Source organism: Sunxiuqinia dokdonensis (genome assembly GCF_001270965.1).
In the GTDB taxonomy this organism is placed as follows: Bacteria; Bacteroidota; Bacteroidia; order Bacteroidales; family Prolixibacteraceae; genus Sunxiuqinia; species Sunxiuqinia dokdonensis.
The window spans coordinates 1-16648 of record NZ_LGIA01000031.1 but is presented as its reverse complement, the minus strand read 5'-3'; the positions used below and the strand labels follow the sequence as shown (position 1 = coordinate 16648).

The following is a 16648-nucleotide window of genomic DNA, read 5'->3' as shown; positions in this document are numbered from 1 at the left end:
GAAAAGAAAAATACAGCCATTCTGTTGATTCACTGCCCCGACCGGCAGGGAATACTGGCTACTGTTACCGAGTTTCTGAACAAGAACAACGGAAACATCATCAACCTGGATCAGCATGTTGATCGGGTGGAGAAGATTTTTTACATGCGTGTGGAATGGGAGCTGAAGGATTTTGCCATTCCATCCGAAAAAATTGGCGAGTATTTCGATACGCTGATTGGCTCAAAACTGGAAATGAACTGGAAACTTTATTTTTCCGAAGACATTCCGCGCATGGCCATTTTTGTGTCCAAGATGTCGCATTGCCTCTTCGATATTTTGTCGCGCTACACAGCCGGCGAGTGGGATGTAAAGATCCCGGTCATCGTCAGCAACCACGAAACCATGCGCCCCGTGGCCGAACGATTTGGCATTGCCTTCGAATACATTCCCGTAACAGCCGATAATAAAGCCGAGCAGGAAGCTGCAGAACTGGCCTTACTCAAAAAACACAAAATCGATTTTGTGGTGCTGGCCCGTTACATGCAAATTTTGTCGAAAGACTTTGTTTCGCATTACCCGAACAAGATCATCAACATCCACCACTCTTTTCTTCCAGCCTTTGCCGGAGCCAAGCCCTACCACGCCGCACATGCCCGTGGTGTCAAACTAATTGGTGCCACCAGCCACTATGTCACCAGCGATTTGGACGCCGGCCCCATCATTGAACAGGGCGTAACGCAGTGCAGCCATGTGGACACCATTAAAAGCCTGATCCGGAAAGGCCGCGACCTGGAAAAAATTGTGCTGTCAAACGCCGTGTTTAAACATTTGCAGCGCAAAGTGCTCGTGTACAATAACCGAACGGTCGTTTTCAATTAAAAATAGAACGTATGAAATATTTGATCATTCTGTTTATTTTCCTGACACACGCACTCCACGCGCAAGTTTTGGATAAGGAGGTCCCGGCGGACTACGGCTACATCGTCAAAATTGGTCAGCAGGCACCTGATTTTACAACCGTAACAGCCGATGGCGAAACCGTCCGGCTTGCTGATTTCAAAGGAAAAGTCATCATGCTCCAGTTCACTGCGAGCTGGTGTGGCGTTTGCCGAAAAGAAATGCCGCACATCGAAAAGGAAATTTGGCAAAAGCACAAAGACAATCCGAACTTTGCCTTGTTCGGTATTGATTTGGATGAGCCGAAAGAAAAAGTGCAAAAATTTGCCCAAGACATACCGGTTACCTATCCTCTTCTGTTAGATCCAAAGGGCGGCATCTTTTACAGCTATGCCGAAAAGGGTGCCGGCGTAACCCGCAATGTCATCATCGACAAAAGCAGGAAAATTGTTTTTATGACAAGGTTGTACAAAGAGGAAGAATTCAACGAGATGAAGAAGGTCATCGAAGGCTTGTTAAGGTAGTACGTCAGTACGAAGTACATCAGTGCATAAGTTTAACCATTAAAATAAAAGCAAATGAAAACTTACAGAGAATTCATAGCATGGCAAAAAGCAATGGTTTTTGTAACTGATGTTTACAAACTGACCCAATCATTTCCTAAAGAAGAGTTATTTGGACTAACATCGCAAATTAGAAGATCAGCAGTTTCAGTCCCCAGTAATTTCGCTGAAGGATTCGGAAGAAAAGGAAACAACGAATTCATTCGGTTTATTCGAATTTCAATCGGATCACTCTATGAATGCCAAACACAATTAGAAATATCCAAGAATATTGGTTATTTAAATCAAGAAATCTTTGATGGTTTATTCAACCAGTCCAAAGAGATTGAAGCATTATCACGAGGACTGGAACGAAAAATAGGAAAATAAAACCGAGTACTTATGAACTCATGCACTCATAAACTTATGAACTTATAAACTCATGAACATCGTCATTATCAAATACAACGCCGGAAATATTGAATCAGTCAGCAATGCCCTTTCACGATTAGGCATTGAAGCTGAAATTACTGGCGACCATGAAAAGATTAAGGCTGCCGACAAAGTGATTTTCCCTGGAGTGGGCGAAGCCAGCACGACCATGGCCTACCTAAAAAAAGAAGGATTGGATCAACTCATTCCATCCTTGAAACAACCGGTATTGGGCATATGCCTGGGATTGCAATTGATGTGCAGCCACTCCGAAGAAGGCGACACGCCTTGCCTGGGTATTTTTGAGGAAAAAGTAAAACGATTTATTCCTGAACCGGGCATGGAATTCGTAACCAAAGTGCCACACATGGGATGGAACACCATCTCAAAATTGAACAGCAAGCTATTTGATGGATCGCTGGACAACCAATTTGTCTACTTTGTGCATTCGTTTTACGCCACAGTTGGCGAGCACACGGCGGCGGTTGGCGATTACATCAACCCATTCAGCGCGGCCCTGCATAAAGGTAATTTTTACGCCACCCAGTTTCACCCCGAAAAAAGCGGACCGGTTGGCGCGAGAATATTAGAGAATTTTTTGAAATTGTAAGAATTAAGTGCATAAGTGCTCGTGTACATCAGTACATGAGGAAAATCAATCGACTTATGTACTCATGAACTTTGTACTTATGAGCAATAAAATAACCATCATCCCAGCCATCGACCTCATTGACGCCAAATGCGTCCGACTGTCGCAAGGCGATTACAACCAAAAGACCGTGTACAACGAAAACCCGTTGGAAGTCGCGAAGATGTTTGAAGATGCCGGAATCACGCGTTTGCATTTAGTCGATTTAGACGGAGCAAAAGCCAAGCACATTGTGAACTACAAGGTTTTAGAAACTATTGCCGGAAAAACCAATTTGATTGTTGACTTTGGCGGTGGATTAAAAACCGACGACGACCTGAAAATCGCTTTCGAGAGCGGTGCGCAAATGGTTACCGGTGGTAGCATCGCCGTAAAAGACCGCGAAACTTTTTTAAGTTGGATCGAAACTTATGGAGCCGAAAAAATTATTCTGGGTGCCGATGCCAAAGACAAAATGATCGCCGTAAGCGGATGGCAGGAGGTTTCGGAATTGTCCATTCTCGAGTTTATTGAAAGTTACACCAGCCAGGGAATTCAGAAAGTAATTTCGACCGACATTGCCCGCGATGGCATGCTCACCGGCCCCAGCATTGAACTGTACAAAGAGATTATGGGTCAATTCGAAGGATTGGAACTGATTGCCAGCGGCGGGATCGCCTCCATGAAAGACATCCACGAACTCAACGAAATGGGCGTTCCCGGCGTCATCACCGGAAAAGCGATTTATGAGAATAAGATAAGTTTGAAGGAGATTGAAAAGTACATCAGTGCATAAGTACATAAGGAAAAACTTACCCCCACTGATGTATTCCTGAACTGAGAACAGACATACTTTAATTTGGAATTTGAAACCTGGAATTTGGAATTTAAAACATGCTAGCAAAACGAATCATACCATGCCTGGATATTAAAGACGGCCAGACCGTGAAGGGCGTAAACTTTGTCAACATACAAACCGTGGGAGACCCGGTAGAACTGGGCGCACTGTATGCCGAACAAGGAGCCGACGAGCTGGTTTTCCTCGACATCACGGCTACCCACGAAGGGCGAAAAACCTTTGTGGAATTGGTGAAACGCATTGCCCGCGAATTGAACATCCCGTTCACTGTGGGTGGTGGAATTAGCGAAATCAAAGATGCCGAAGCGTTGCTCAGTGCCGGAGCCGACAAAGTGAGCATCAATTCATCAGCAGTGCGTAACCCGCAACTGATTAATGATCTGGCTCTGAATTTCGGAACCCAGTTCGTGGTTGTGGCGATTGATGCCAAAAACTACGATGGCCACTGGACCGTAACCGTTAATGGCGGCCGCATTCCAACCGACAAGGAACTGTTTAGCTGGGCCAAAGAAGCCGAAGACCGCGGTGCCGGCGAAATTCTGTTCACCTCAATGGACCACGACGGGACAAAGGGAGGCTTTGCAAATGAAGAATTGGCTAAAATGGCCGATATGCTGAAAATCCCGATCATCGCATCGGGCGGTGCCGGAAACATGGATCATTTTGTGGACGTGTTCACCAAGGGAAAAGCCGACGCCGGACTGGCTGCCAGCATCTTTCACTACAAGGAAATTGCTATTCCTGATTTAAAAAGTTATTTGAAGAGTAGAAACATTCCAATACGCTAGCTCCGGCTTTTGTAAAAAGTTATAACTTTGTAATTACAAAAGATAAAGTAATGGAAGTTTCAGTGATAAAAATAGGGAACTCAAAGGGTATCCGGCTAAGTAAAACCATGATCGACAAATACAACATCAAAGATTCGGTCAATTTGATTCTGGAAGAGGATCAAATCATTATCAAGCCGTTGTCAAAATCCAGAAAAGGATGGGAAAAAGCATTCAGGGAAATGGCCGAGGCCGGTGATGACCGGTTATTGATCGATGATGTCTTCGAAGATGAAAATTTGGAGGAATGGAAATAAATCAATATCAAATTCTACTGGTCAATCTTGATCCCACCATTGGCAGTGAAATAAAAAAGACCAGACCTTGTGTCGTTATTTCGCCCGATGAGATGAATAGATATTTAAGAACAATTGTGATTGCCCCAATGACAACCAGTTCAAAAAAATATCCAACACGGATAGCCGTCAGGCACAACGATAAAAAAGGCTGGGTAGTGCTCGACCAAATCCGAACAATTGATAAGCAAAGAATTATAAAAGTAATGGGATCCTTGACAACCTCTGAGATCAGGGAACTGAAATCAATCTTACGAGAGACTTATATCGATTAAAACACAAAAAAAATACATGAAGAAAACACTAGATTTTTCAAAACAGAACGGCCTCATCCCGGCCATTATTCAGGATAACAAAACCAACAAAGTGCTGATGCTGGGCTTTATGAACGAAGAAGCACTGGCTAAAACCGAAGCAACCGGCAAGGTCACTTTCTTTAGCCGGACGAAAAACCGCCTTTGGACCAAAGGCGAAGAAAGCGGGAACTTCCTGCATGTGGTTTCCATCGCGTCGGATTGCGATGACGATACCCTGCTGATTAAGGTGAACCCGGTTGGACCGGTGTGCCATACCGGCAGCGATACCTGCTGGAATGAAACCAATGAACTGGACGACCTGGCTTTCATCAAGCACCTGCAAGATTTTATTGACAAGCGGAAGCAGGAAATGCCGGAAGGTTCGTACACCACTTCGCTATTTACAAAAGGGACCCGCACCATTACCCAAAAAGTGGGCGAAGAAGCTGTTGAAACCATTATTGGCGCGATGGCCAACGACGACGAGAACTTCTTGTACGAAGGAGCCGATTTGCTGTATCATCTGATCGTGTTGCTCACCCATAAGGGCTACCGAATTGAAGATTTGGCCCGCGAACTGAAGAAACGACACAAGTAGATTGGTGGAGTTGTCATTGGTTATTGGGTATTGGATCAATTTCCTATCTTCGCCTAATTTATTTCTGAAAAAATATGCATCGGATAGTTGTTGTATTTTTAATGTTTGGCTTGTTTTTCTTTTCGAATCAAACAACTGAAGCGCAAAATACTGACAAGAAAGTCAGGTACAATTACCTGACGTTTCTTCCTGAAAACTACGACAGCCTGAAGCATGAGCTCCTGCCGGTTATCTTCTACCTGCACGGCCGCTCCGTTTCGGGAACCGATATCAACCGGATTAAGCGTTACGGCCTGCCCTACTTCTTAGACAAAGGTAAAAAGCTCGATTTCATCGTTGTGGCACCGCAATGCCCCTGGGGTAAAAACTGGGCCAGCGAAAATTGGCTCGACACCATTTTTTCTGAAATCAATGCGAATTACCAGATCGACCAATCGCGCGTGTACCTCACCGGGATGAGCCTGGGTGGTTTTGGCACCTGGGAGCTGGCCAATCGCTACCCACACAGGTTTGCTGCCATTGCCCCGCTGTGCGGCGGTGCCAAAGACGAATGGGCTGAAAACCTGACGCACCTGCCCATTTGGGTATTCCATGGAGCGAAAGACAAGCTGGTCTCGGTGACCCGCTCCGACCAAATGGTGGAAGCGCTGAAAGCCCAAGAGGCACCTGTTGTCTATAGCCGCCTGGCGGGACTTGGACACGACATACACCGCGTGTACGACGACGATAACCTTTATGAATGGTTCAGGAATTTTTCGCGCCGCCCGGTTGACGAGGCCGAAAAAAACAGTCTGAAACCATTGCCCGTCATTCAGGTTACGGAAGTTCTTTGTCCGGACACGAACAGTCAGCATCAACTACACATACGCAACAATCATCAACCAGCCGTGCTGTAGCCTTAAAAACGGACGCTGCCAGTCTCATTTCTTCTTCAAAAACAATCAGAACGTCAAGCAAACGTTAAACTATCCTTTTGTTTTGTCAAATATCCTTCCTTTGTGAAACCAATTTTGTCATCATGCTGTTTAAAACAAAAACCTAGGGCCATGGCAGAAACATATTCAACTAAAAATATTCAACCAAATACAAAGTACCGAATTACACAGGCAGAAGTCCTCTTTTTGATTAACCCCAATGCCGGAAAGCGAAATGCGCGCCGGGTGCTTCGAAAGTTAGAGCCTTACCGCTCCATGATTGATGTTCGGGTAATTGCCACAGGTGTCCATAGCACTGAAATTATTCAAGCTGAATTTGATAACTACCGGGTGTTTGTTGTTGCCGGAGGCGATGGCACGGTGAATAAAGCCGCCTCGACCCTGGCAGGGAGCAACAAAATACTGGCTGTTTACCCGAGTGGCTCGGGCAACGGTTTTGCCCGCGAGTTCGGTTTCGACAGAAATATCCGCCGACTGATCAAGGCCATAAAACAGGATCATGTGCTAAAAGCTGATCTTATTCAACTCAACGACACGCACATGTTTCATCTTTCCGGTATTGGTTTCGACAGCGAGGTTGCCCACCAATTCGCCACCCGAAGAAGGCGTGGGTTTTGGAATTATTTCATCAGCACCATCAAAACAATCTGGTCATTTAAACCGATCGAAGCCAGCATTCGGCTCGAAGGCGAAACAATCACCGGGAGGTTTTTCATGATTAATATTGCCAATAACCGGCAGTTTGGATACAACGCTGTTCTTGTAAGCACCGCCAACCCAACGGATGGTAAGTTCGACCTGGTCTTGGTGCAACCGTTCCCCTTGTGGCAGTTTCCGCTGTTTTCGTTGAAGCTATTTGCCGGGATGCTTAGCCCTGAAAAAGATTTCCGGTTAATCTCGTGCAGCAATGAAGTGGAGATTGACACCTCCGAAACCAAGATTCATGTCGATGGCGAACCCTATGTTTTTAAGTCGCCCTTGAAAATTACAATTCAACCCGGTGCATTGAATGTACTGGACACCGGGAAAGTGAAATTCACAAAAAAGAAACCAATTCCGGTCTACAGCAAAATACACCATCAAAATCAAGCACGACATATTGTTGGCATATGAATAAAGCAGGTGGTGCATCGCTAATTGGGATCCGCCTGCGGAACCGCTCCAATCTTATCCACTTCTCTTATCAAAACTGACTTGCACGATTTACAAAAATTCGGTCATCGAGATCAACATCCTGCAAATATTGCTTGTTAAGTTACCGTCAACAAATCAGAAGAATAGGCTGGAGCAAATGAAATAAAACTATCTTTGCGCCTCAATTTTGGAACTTATATGCAGAAGATTAGGAACATCGCGATTATCGCGCACGTTGACCACGGCAAAACGACCCTGGTCGACAAAATGATATACCATTGTAATGTGATGAAAGATCACGAGAAAAAGCAAGAGCTGATTCTCGACAACAATGACCTGGAACGGGAGCGCGGGATTACCATCCTGGCAAAAAACGTTTCAGTAGTTTACAAGGATGTAAAGATTAATATCATCGACACACCGGGTCACTCCGACTTTGGTGGCGAAGTTGAACGGGTACTCAACATGGCCGACGGTGTATTGCTGCTGGCCGATGCCTTTGAAGGTACCATGCCCCAAACCCGTTTTGTGCTGTCAAAAGCACTGGCGCTGGGATTAAAACCCATTGTCGTGATCAACAAGGTTGACAAGCCGAATTGCCGGCCCGAAGAGGTGCACGAGCAGGTGTTCGACCTCATGTTCAGCCTTGATGGGACCGAAGAGCAGCTTGATTTTCCAACCATCTACGGCTCGGCCAAAGAAGGCTGGATGACTGCTGACCTGAGCAACAAAACAGACAACATCAGCCCATTGCTCGATGCCATTATCGAACACATCCCCGAACCCAAACCAAACCCGGGAACACCGCAACTGCTGATTACCTCGCTGGATTATTCAGCCTATGTCGGACGAATTGCCATTGGACGAATACACCGCGGCGAGTTGACCGAAGGGATGCAGGTTTCGATGGTTAAACGTGACGGATCGGTGAAACGCACCAAAATTAAAGAGCTGCACACTTTTACCGGGCTTGGCCGTCAAAAGGTGGACAAAATGGTGAACGGCGATATTTGTGCGCTGGTGGGCATTGAAGGTTTCGACATTGGCGACTCCATTTGCGACCTGGAAAATCCGGAACCGCTGGATCCGATTGCTGTTGACGAACCAACCATGAGCATGGTATTCACCAACAACGATTCACCATTTTTTGGTAAAGAAGGAAAGTTTGTGACCTCGCGCCACCTGCACGACCGCCTGTACAAAGAATTGGAGAAAAACCTGGCCCTGCGCGTCGAAAAAGGAGCTACGGCCGACACCTTTACCGTTTATGGCCGCGGCGTGTTGCATTTATCGGTATTGATTGAAACCATGCGCCGCGAAGGCTACGAGTTGCAAGTTGGGCAACCACAGGTTCTCTACAAGGAAATTGGCGGCATTAAATGCGAACCGATTGAAGAAATGCACGTTGATGTGACCGACGAATATTCGGGTAAAGTGGTGGAACTGGTTACCGCCCGTAAAGGCGAAATGCAAAACATGGAGCGCAAAGGCGACCGCATCCACCTGGAATTCCTGATTCCGTCACGCGGTATTATCGGACTGCGAACCAACATGCTGACCGCCACCGCCGGCGAAGCCGTGATGACACACCGGTTTGTGGAATACCAGCCCGTGAAAGGCGTAATTGAAGGCCGCAAAAACGGTTCGCTCATTGCCAAAGAACCCGGAACAACCTTTGCCTATGCCCTGAACAAACTTCAGGATCGCGGACGCTTTTTCATTCCTCCGGGCGAAGACGTGTACGAAGGCATGGTGATTGGCGAAAACACCCGCGCCGATGATTTGACCATCAACGTCACCCAATCGAAAAAGCTGACCAATATGCGTGCCTCAGGCTCCGATGAAAAAACGAAGCTGGCTCCGCCCATTCGCTTCAGCCTGGAAGAAGCACTGGAATACATTAGCGCCGACGAATACCTGGAAGTGACACCGAAATCGTTCCGCATGCGGAAAATCCTGCTTCGCGAAGCCGAACGCAAACGCGGTGTGAAGATTAATTAATAAGAAGAACGATTCTTCTTGAAATAATAATATGGTTGTCCGCTTACTAACGTATTTGCAATGTAATGGCTGTCAATTATTGTCATTCATAGTCATTTTATTGTCATTGATCGTTGCACAACAACTGAATGGCCACCTAATGACAACTGAATGATTTTTAAATGACAGTGGCTAATCTCGCGGATATTCATTCATGATAAAAGCTCCCCGGCAAAAGCAATTTGCCGGGGAGCTTTTATTTTATGCGGATTGATTCCTGCGCAAAAAAGTAAATGGCATGCCGATCAATTCCGAAGCCAGGCAGCCAAAAATCAATAAAAACATAAGTTCCAAACAAGTCCAATTTCACCAAATGGTTTTCAAATAAGATATTCTACAGCATAATTCTATTTTTAAATAGATTAAGCATTTTTTTTGAGCTGGTTTTATCGTAACTTTTTTTCGATGTTCAATAATAACGCAAACAAAAAACCAATTCAAAATGGAAGAAAAAACAACATGCTCAACAGCCAATGCAACGCTTCTGGCTTGCATGAAAATCGTTCAATCATTTAACGAGAACATCTACGAACTGTCGCTTATTCGAACAGGCTGGACTATGGAGTACGCCAAAGAGCTGATGTCGAAAATTAAAAAGATTAAAGACAAATTTCTGCCGGCCGACGAATACTACAAACACACCGACAAGCAGCAGTATGTGCACGAACTCATGATCTCGTCATTACGAAAAATTGCGCTGCTGCGCGCACTAATCAAAGTTGACTTCAAGGAAGACAAGAAATTTCAGAAATATATTTTCGAAGAACTCGGATACAATGACTATTTCAGCGAAGCCAAAAACGGCGACTATCAAAGTCTGTATTTTTTATTGAAGGTCATTCACGAGAGCATGACGCCGGAACTGAAACAAACGTTGACCAGCAAATCGATTCCGGTAGAGCTGATCGATAAAATTTTGGAATTTGACAGCCAACTGCATGAGTTCAACTCTTGCTTCGACCTGATTGTGGCATCAGATCAGTTAAGCGAAGCTGGCAAAATAGCGGTCAATGAAATTTTTACTGAAGTGAAAGACATTTGCCGCGTAGCCACAGCCTACTACCTCTTTGAACCATTAAAACGCGACCAATTCTGTTTTTTCAGGGTGATGTTTGGGCTGAAGGAAACCTTTCCGCAGGCCAATTGACCTCATAAAAAAAATCCCGTAGACTGCTCGCCTGCGGGATTTTTTTTAGGCCTGGCCATGCTGTATCCTGCTCAACCTACGCTTCGTCCGGCTCCGTCGCCGCTTCTTCGCTGTCCGAATCATCCTCCGCCGACTCCTGTGTTAGCTCAGGCGTGGACTCAACCGCATCTTCCGGTTCAATACGCTTCAAATGCGGTGGCAATGGCTCATTCACCTCATCCTTGAAATACGGAAACACATCCACAATGGTACTTAGGTTCATGGATGAAATTTGAATTGGCACCAAAATATAGGAGAGATCTTCCTCCAAACGCAGTAAGGCTTGCTTGAAATCATCAGCCGCAATCAAAAAATAGTTGTTAATCTTCTTTTCCTTGCCTGCTTTCTCGTCAATGGTCACGATGGCGATTTTCGCCTTATACCAATACTCACCATTGTCGTGCGGAAATATCTCTATGATGTTTGACTTCTTGATATTGTCAATATGGAATTCGCCGCCCCGAACCAACTGCTGCATTTGTTCAATCATCCGTGCTTCGGCATCGGTGAACGAAACCGCGTCAACCAAATACGACTCCGATACCTTACGCTCGCGGCCATCCTGATCAACTTTCACATATTTTACTTTGCATTCAAACCAAGTTTGCATAATTTTTCCTTTAAAATGAGACTGCAAAGATATTTTCTTCCTTCATTTAAGATCGGTTTTTGAGAAATAGTTTTTCACAATCTCAGAATTCAATTCATTCCTAAAACATCAGAAAGTCGATATATTCGTGAACCATGTGAGCAGAAATTCATTTTACTAGATAGAAAAAGCGTTACTAATAATCACTTAATATTCTGGTTTATGCTTATTGGACTCTTAAAAGAGGGAGATTCTGAAAATCGGGTGGCCCTCTTACCCGAAATTGTTTCCAACCTGACCAAGCGCAAAGTTGCTGTTTGTGTGGAAACAGGAGCCGGCGACTCTGCCCTGGCAACCGATTCAGCCTACCAAGAAGCCGGAGCAACCATTGCTTCGCGCGAGGATGTGTTAAAGAAAGCCGATTTCTTGATCGCCATCCATGCTCCGGACGAAAAACTGATTCAGTCGCTCGGCAAGGAACAAATTTGGCTGAGCCAGTACAATCCACTCTGGAACACGGACTTGGTCAAACAATTTGCGGCGCGAGGCATCACAACCTTCAGCATGGACGCCATTCCGCGCTCAACACGCGGGCAGGCTATGGACGTGTTGTCATCGCAGGCCACCGTTGCCGGCTACAAAGCCGTGCTGGATGCCGCCAATCACCTGTCTACATTTTTCCCCATGTTTATGACTGCCGCCGGAACCATTCGCCCCGCAACAGTGCTGGTGCTGGGTGCAGGTGTTGCCGGCCTGCAGGCCATTGCCACTGCCAAAAGGCTCGGCGCCCAGGTGCAAGCTTTTGACGTTCGTTCGGCTGTAAAAGAAGAGGTCATGAGCCTGGGGGCCAAATTTGTGGAAGTGGAAGGAGCCAAGGAAGATGCCGCTGCAGGTGGTTATGCCGTTGAGCAAACCGAAGAGTTTAAGCAAAAACAGCAGCAAGCAATCAACGATCACGCAGCCAAAGCCAATGTGGTCATCTGCACCGCACAAATCCCGGGACGTAAGGCTCCCCTGCTCCTACCCAAGGAAGCTGTTTCCCGCATGAAACCCGGCTCAGTGATTATTGATCTGGCAGCCTCGACCGGAGGAAACTGCGAACTCACCCAAGACAATGAAACGGTTGTTGAGCACGGTGTCACTATTGTCGGACAATCGAACTATCCCTCGCTGATGCCGGTAGATGCCAGCAAAATGTTCGGCAAAAATATCCTCAACTTTCTGGAGGTTTTGATTGACGAAGAAGGGAAACTCGAACTGAATTTTGATGACGATATTATCAAAGGCACCTGCATCACCCACCAAGGTGAAATCATCAATGAACGTGTCAAATCAGCTATTCAACCGAAAAATTAAATCCAATGGAAGAAATATTAATCTTTTTCTACACCTATAAAGAAGCGATTTTTATCATCGCCCTGTCCATCTTTTTAGGAATTGAAGTGATCTCCAACGTACCCGCAGTTTTACATACACCTTTAATGTCGGGAGCCAACGCCATCAGTGGTGTGATCATCATCGGCGGAATCATTCTGGTTGGACATGCCGATGCCAGTCGAATCAATACCGAACTGATTCTCGGAATTTTCGCCGTCATTTTTGGAACCCTCAACGTGGTCGGCGGCTTTGTTGTTACCGACCGCATGTTGGAAATGTTTAAAAAGAAGAAAAAATAGGAGGATCTCATGGACAAAATACTTGGAACATTTAACGGTGTTGAATTTACCGTGGGAGGAACGCTCCTGGAATTAAGTTATTTAGTTGCGGCTTTGCTTTTTGTTGTGGGCTTGAAACTGCTAAGTCACCCCGAATCAGCCCGCCGAGGCAACTTTTACGCGGGTGCCGGCATGGTGCTGGCCATGCTCACCACCATCCTGCTTCACAAAAACGCTGATGGTGGCGGAATTCAACCAGCCAACGTGTGGATTATTTTGGCTGCCATTGGCGTGGGTTCGGCCATTGGATGGATCATTGCCCGCAAGGTTAAAATGACAGCCATGCCACAACTTGTATCGTTCTACAATGCCACAGGCGGAGCAGCGTCAGCCCTGGTCGCCTTACTTGAGTTCCCCAACGCCGACATGAGCAACTGGGGCTCAGTACTGGTCACCCTGCTCGGACTGATTATTGGCGCCATTGCATTTAGCGGCAGTATGGTGGCTTACGGTAAACTGGACGGCAAAGTGAATGACATTCGCGCCGGCTACCTGAGCTACATCAATTTGATTTTACTGGCTGGCACTTTAGCCCTGGCACTTTTCATCCTGCTTTCGGGCCAAACGCCCACAGAGCTGAACTGGGCCATTTACTTGTTGCTTGCCGTATCGCTTCTCTACGGCGTACTTTTCGTGATGCCCATTGGAGGTGCCGACATGCCTGTGGTGATTTCACTTCTGAACAGCTTCACCGGTATTGCCGCCGCCATGGCCGGTTTTATCTATAACAATCAGGCCATGATATTGGGTGGTATTTTGGTTGGTGCCGCAGGTAGCATCTTAACCTTGCTGATGTGTAAAGCCATGAACCGTTCACTGTTGAATGTGATCATTGGCGCTTTTGGGGGAGGCGATGCTGCCACCCAAGGCGAACAGGGGACCATGAAAGAAATTACCATGAGCGACGCTTCTGTATTGCTCGCCTACTCCCGCAACGTGGTCATCATTCCGGGTTATGGATTGGCAGTAGCCCAGGCCCAGCATGTTTGTCATGAATTGGATGAATTGCTGGTATCCAAGGGCGTAAACGTGCGCTATGCCATTCACCCGGTGGCAGGCCGAATGCCGGGCCATATGAACGTGCTGCTGGCCGAAGCGGACGTTCCCTACGACCAACTGGTTGAAATGGCCGACATCAACCCCGACATGCCAAGCACTGATGTTTGTATCGTTATTGGTGCCAACGATGTGGTGAATCCGGCTGCCATTAACGATCCGTCGAGCCCAATAGCCGGAATGCCAATCATTAAGGCGCATGAGTCAAAGAATATTATTGTCATGAAACGTGGCCGCGGAAAAGGTTATGCCGGTATTGAAAACAGTCTGTTTTTTGACGATAAAACCAGGTTGCTTTTTGGAGACGCCAAGAGCACCCTGCAAAAACTGGTCAACGAAATTAAAGACTTATAGAAAATTATTTTCCCGCATAATAAAAATGGCATCCGAAACCGGGTGCCATTTTTTTGTTCTGAACAATTCTAAATAGTTCCTATAGCACTTATTTTATACTTTGAAAAAATCATACTGCGATAAGTTGTATAAGCCGATGGCAAACTGGCTTGTCGTTTAGCTGCTAAAAGACGAAAAAAACAACCTCTGAAAAAGTACCCCGATCATTTAACTATCAAACCATTCAAGCTACAAAAGTTATCAAATCAAGAATAAACCAGATTCAATCATCAGCTATTTGAACCTGGCAAACAAGCGAATTCAAAACGCTGTTCAGAAACCAGAATATGAAGAAATCCAATCAAAATCCAATTATTTGTTTCGATACGAATAAAAGCTTTTATCTTTGCACGGTGAAGTCAAACCGAATAGGCAGTGCTTTATATTGAGCAGACGAGAAAGATAAAGCGCAACTTGTCCATTCTCTAAAAACCAAGACTTAAAGGCAAAAAAAATTATGGCATTTATTACGTTAGATACCAAAAAGCTAAAAAAGAACTACGATTACCTGGAAGAACTGCTCTCTCAAAATGGAATCACCTGGGCAGTTGTTTCAAAAATGTTATGTGGCAACAAACGCTACCTGGAAGAAGTGATCAAACTGGGGGTTCGTCAATTGTGCGACTCGCGCGTATCGAACCTGAAAATGATTAAATCCATTTCGGACCAGGTTGAAACCGTTTACATCAAACCACCGCCAAAGCACGCCATTGAAAAAATTGTCAAGTACGCTGACATCAGTTTTAATACGGAAAAAGATACAATCGAACGGCTATCGAAGGAAGCTCAAAAGCAAGGCAAAACCCACAAAATAATCATCATGATTGAAATGGGCGAACTGCGCGAAGGTGTACTTCAGGAAGATTTTCTGAATTTTTACGATTCCGTGTTCAAATTCCCCAATATTGAAGTGGTTGGCATTGGCACCAATTTAACCTGCATGTACGGTATTTTACCAAGCCACGATAAGCTCGTTCAACTGTGTTTGTACGAACAACTGCTCGAAGCAAAGTTCAACAAGGAAATCCAGTATGTTTCCGGCGGAGCTTCGGTTACGGTTCCGCTAATTTTCCAAGGTCTGCTGCCCAAGGGAATCAACCATTTCAGAATTGGCGAAACATTTTTTCTAGGAACTGATGTTTACAACAACGTCACCTTCGACCAGATGGAAAATGATGCTTTTCAACTCTATGCTGAGATTATCGAACTGACCAAAAAGCGCATGACTCCAATCGGCGAATTAGGGAAAAATCTGCTGGGCGAAACTGTTATTTTTGACGATGCAGACCAGTCGGCCACCTCCTACCGGGCGCTCATCGATTTAGGATTACTCGATATCGACGAAAGCCACATCAAGCTGAAAAATAAAAACTTAAAAGTTGTTGGGGCCTCATCAGACATGCTCGTGGTTGACTTAGGCAAAAACGAGGAAAACTACCAGGTGGGCTCACAACTCGAATTTGAAATGGACTACATGGGCGTTTTGCGGGTCATGAATTCGAAATACATTGAAAAACGAATAAAATCGGAATAAGAGCCCGAGTTTTCATCCAGTAAATCAGCAGAAAGCATGCTGACAAATATCTTTTTTCGGATATATTGATCTTTTTTTATTTATTAACTTTAGTCGAATATTTCATCCAAAATATTTCTCTCAGTTAGTAACTAAAAAGGATCTTTTTATGAAGAAAAATGTGATTCGTATCTTGCTTTATTCCATTGGCGTAATTCTGCTGCTTGTCATCGTGCTTCTTTCCTATGTCAAAGCGATACTGCCCAATGTTGGCGATGCACCCGACATGACCGTCGAACTAAGCCCGGAACGACTTGAACGGGGTCAATATCTGGCAAACCATGTCATGGTTTGCATGGATTGTCACTCGGAGCGCGACTACAGTCTTTTTACCGCCCCAATGGTGCCGAACACCGAAGGAATGGGCGGCGAAGTATTTGACCAAAATATGGGTTTTCCCGGTCGGTATGTGTCGCCCAACATCACCCCGGTGAAACTCAAAAGCTGGACTGACGGCGAGATTTTCAGAGCCATTACTTCCGGTGTATCCAAAGACGGACGGGCGCTTTTCCCCGTCATGCCACACCCCTACTACGGCCAGCTTGACGAAGAAGATATCAAGTCGGTCATTGCATACATCCGCTCACTTAAACCCATTGAACATGAAACAGAGGCTTCCATTTCTGATTTCCCAATGAACTTCATTCTCAACACCATTCCGAAAAAACCT

At 45.6% G+C, this 16648-nt stretch carries 18 protein-coding genes and 1 pseudogene; 18 read left to right on the top strand and 1 reads right to left on the bottom strand.

All coding sequences use genetic code 11. The features are described 5' to 3' along the window. From purU to NC99_RS03710, 13 genes are all read left to right on the top strand, one after another. Window positions 1-861, top strand: an 861-nt coding sequence (purU, locus tag NC99_RS03770) for a formyltetrahydrofolate deformylase (RefSeq protein WP_262509300.1), incomplete at its 5' end; no start/stop codon positions are given. An 11-nt stretch (window positions 862-872) separates the two neighbouring features. Next, complete coding sequence (locus NC99_RS03765) at window positions 873-1403, top strand: TlpA family protein disulfide reductase (protein ID WP_053180018.1); 531 nt, start codon at window positions 873-875, stop codon at window positions 1401-1403. 54 nt (window positions 1404-1457) lie between these two features. Then, complete coding sequence (locus NC99_RS03760) at window positions 1458-1811, top strand: four helix bundle protein (protein ID WP_053180016.1); 354 nt, start codon at window positions 1458-1460, stop codon at window positions 1809-1811. Between the two features lie 52 nt (window positions 1812-1863). Further along, on the top strand, window positions 1864-2463 hold the full coding sequence (hisH, locus tag NC99_RS03755; protein ID WP_053180014.1) for an imidazole glycerol phosphate synthase subunit HisH: 600 nt from the start codon (window positions 1864-1866) through the stop codon (window positions 2461-2463). Window positions 2464-2542: 79 nt separating this feature from the next. After that, complete coding sequence (gene hisA / locus NC99_RS03750; protein WP_053180011.1) at window positions 2543-3277, top strand: 1-(5-phosphoribosyl)-5-[(5-phosphoribosylamino)methylideneamino]imidazole-4-carboxamide isomerase; 735 nt, start codon at window positions 2543-2545, stop codon at window positions 3275-3277. A 98-nt stretch (window positions 3278-3375) separates the two neighbouring features. After that, window positions 3376-4128 carry an imidazole glycerol phosphate synthase subunit HisF gene (gene hisF, locus NC99_RS03745; RefSeq protein ID WP_053180009.1) on the top strand — a complete coding sequence of 251 codons (753 nt, stop codon included), beginning with the start codon at window positions 3376-3378 and terminating at the stop codon, window positions 4126-4128. A gap of 50 nt (window positions 4129-4178) precedes the next feature. Continuing rightward, complete coding sequence (locus NC99_RS03740; RefSeq protein ID WP_053180007.1) at window positions 4179-4424, top strand: AbrB/MazE/SpoVT family DNA-binding domain-containing protein; 246 nt, start codon at window positions 4179-4181, stop codon at window positions 4422-4424. Further along, window positions 4415-4738, top strand: coding sequence for a type II toxin-antitoxin system PemK/MazF family toxin (locus NC99_RS03735; RefSeq protein WP_053180006.1), 324 nt, complete (start codon window positions 4415-4417; stop codon window positions 4736-4738). Before NC99_RS03740 ends, NC99_RS03735 begins: the two co-directional genes overlap by 10 nt. Beyond that, entirely contained in the window at window positions 4728-5357 is a 630-nt protein-coding gene (hisIE, locus tag NC99_RS03730; protein ID WP_316930779.1) for a bifunctional phosphoribosyl-AMP cyclohydrolase/phosphoribosyl-ATP diphosphatase HisIE, read from the top strand. Before NC99_RS03735 ends, hisIE begins: the two co-directional genes overlap by 11 nt. Window positions 5358-5431: 74 nt before the next feature. Then, window positions 5432-6253 (top strand): carboxylesterase family protein, encoded by an 822-nt coding sequence (locus NC99_RS03725; protein WP_082326292.1) that lies wholly within the window; start codon window positions 5432-5434, stop codon window positions 6251-6253. A gap of 150 nt (window positions 6254-6403) precedes the next feature. Then, the gene (locus NC99_RS03720; protein WP_053180000.1) at window positions 6404-7405 is read left to right on the top strand and encodes a diacylglycerol/lipid kinase family protein; all 1002 of its coding nucleotides are present in this window, start codon (window positions 6404-6406) and stop codon (window positions 7403-7405) included. Window positions 7406-7624: 219 nt separating this feature from the next. Further along, window positions 7625-9427, top strand: a complete 1803-nt coding sequence (typA, locus tag NC99_RS03715; protein ID WP_053179998.1) for a translational GTPase TypA — start codon at window positions 7625-7627, stop codon at window positions 9425-9427. 481 nt (window positions 9428-9908) lie between these two features. Continuing rightward, complete coding sequence (locus NC99_RS03710) at window positions 9909-10613, top strand: hypothetical protein (RefSeq protein WP_053179996.1); 705 nt, start codon at window positions 9909-9911, stop codon at window positions 10611-10613. Between the two features lie 76 nt (window positions 10614-10689). Here the strand turns inward: NC99_RS03710 and NC99_RS03705 are convergent, their stop codons facing one another. Next, a complete protein-coding gene (locus NC99_RS03705; protein ID WP_082326291.1) occupies window positions 10690-11262 on the bottom strand; it encodes a DUF4494 domain-containing protein in 573 nt (190 codons plus the stop codon). A 201-nt stretch (window positions 11263-11463) separates the two neighbouring features. Here NC99_RS03705 and NC99_RS03700 point away from each other — a divergent pair, with 201 nt between their 5' ends. The 5 genes and pseudogenes from NC99_RS03700 to NC99_RS03680 all read left to right on the top strand — a co-directional run. After that, entirely contained in the window at window positions 11464-12597 is a 1134-nt protein-coding gene (locus NC99_RS03700) for a Re/Si-specific NAD(P)(+) transhydrogenase subunit alpha (protein WP_053179994.1), read from the top strand. Between the two features lie 5 nt (window positions 12598-12602). After that, on the top strand, window positions 12603-12917 hold the full coding sequence (locus NC99_RS03695; protein WP_053179992.1) for an NAD(P) transhydrogenase subunit alpha: 315 nt from the start codon (window positions 12603-12605) through the stop codon (window positions 12915-12917). A 9-nt stretch (window positions 12918-12926) separates the two neighbouring features. Then, window positions 12927-14366: an NAD(P)(+) transhydrogenase (Re/Si-specific) subunit beta gene (locus tag NC99_RS03690; protein WP_053179990.1), complete on the top strand. Its 1440-nt coding sequence runs from the start codon at window positions 12927-12929 to the stop codon at window positions 14364-14366. Between the two features lie 496 nt (window positions 14367-14862). Further along, the gene (locus NC99_RS03685) at window positions 14863-15939 is read left to right on the top strand and encodes an alanine racemase (RefSeq protein WP_053179987.1); all 1077 of its coding nucleotides are present in this window, start codon (window positions 14863-14865) and stop codon (window positions 15937-15939) included. Between the two features lie 148 nt (window positions 15940-16087). Next, a pseudogene (locus tag NC99_RS03680) lies at window positions 16088-16648 on the top strand (cytochrome c); the annotation flags it as partial.

Excerpts from the sequence above, each read along its gene's own strand:
- NC99_RS03765 (WP_053180018.1), top strand. The coding sequence starts at position 873 with ATGAAATATTTGATCATTCTGTTTATTTTCCTGACACACGCACTCCAC.
- NC99_RS03760 (WP_053180016.1), top strand. The coding sequence starts at position 1,458 with ATGAAAACTTACAGAGAATTCATAGCATGGCAAAAAGCAATGGTTTTT.
- hisH (WP_053180014.1), top strand. The coding sequence starts at position 1,864 with ATGAACATCGTCATTATCAAATACAACGCCGGAAATATTGAATCAGTC.
- hisA (WP_053180011.1), top strand. The coding sequence starts at position 2,543 with ATGAGCAATAAAATAACCATCATCCCAGCCATCGACCTCATTGACGCC.
- hisF (WP_053180009.1), top strand. The coding sequence starts at position 3,376 with ATGCTAGCAAAACGAATCATACCATGCCTGGATATTAAAGACGGCCAG.
- NC99_RS03740 (WP_053180007.1), top strand. The coding sequence starts at position 4,179 with ATGGAAGTTTCAGTGATAAAAATAGGGAACTCAAAGGGTATCCGGCTA.
- NC99_RS03735 (WP_053180006.1), top strand. The coding sequence starts at position 4,415 with ATGGAAATAAATCAATATCAAATTCTACTGGTCAATCTTGATCCCACC.
- NC99_RS03725 (WP_082326292.1), top strand. The coding sequence starts at position 5,432 with ATGCATCGGATAGTTGTTGTATTTTTAATGTTTGGCTTGTTTTTCTTT.
- NC99_RS03720 (WP_053180000.1), top strand. The coding sequence starts at position 6,404 with ATGGCAGAAACATATTCAACTAAAAATATTCAACCAAATACAAAGTAC.
- typA (WP_053179998.1), top strand. The coding sequence starts at position 7,625 with ATGCAGAAGATTAGGAACATCGCGATTATCGCGCACGTTGACCACGGC.
- NC99_RS03710 (WP_053179996.1), top strand. The coding sequence starts at position 9,909 with ATGGAAGAAAAAACAACATGCTCAACAGCCAATGCAACGCTTCTGGCT.
- NC99_RS03705 (WP_082326291.1), bottom strand. The coding sequence starts at position 11,262 with ATGCAAACTTGGTTTGAATGCAAAGTAAAATATGTGAAAGTTGATCAG.
- NC99_RS03700 (WP_053179994.1), top strand. The coding sequence starts at position 11,464 with ATGCTTATTGGACTCTTAAAAGAGGGAGATTCTGAAAATCGGGTGGCC.
- NC99_RS03695 (WP_053179992.1), top strand. The coding sequence starts at position 12,603 with ATGGAAGAAATATTAATCTTTTTCTACACCTATAAAGAAGCGATTTTT.
- NC99_RS03690 (WP_053179990.1), top strand. The coding sequence starts at position 12,927 with ATGGACAAAATACTTGGAACATTTAACGGTGTTGAATTTACCGTGGGA.
- NC99_RS03685 (WP_053179987.1), top strand. The coding sequence starts at position 14,863 with ATGGCATTTATTACGTTAGATACCAAAAAGCTAAAAAAGAACTACGAT.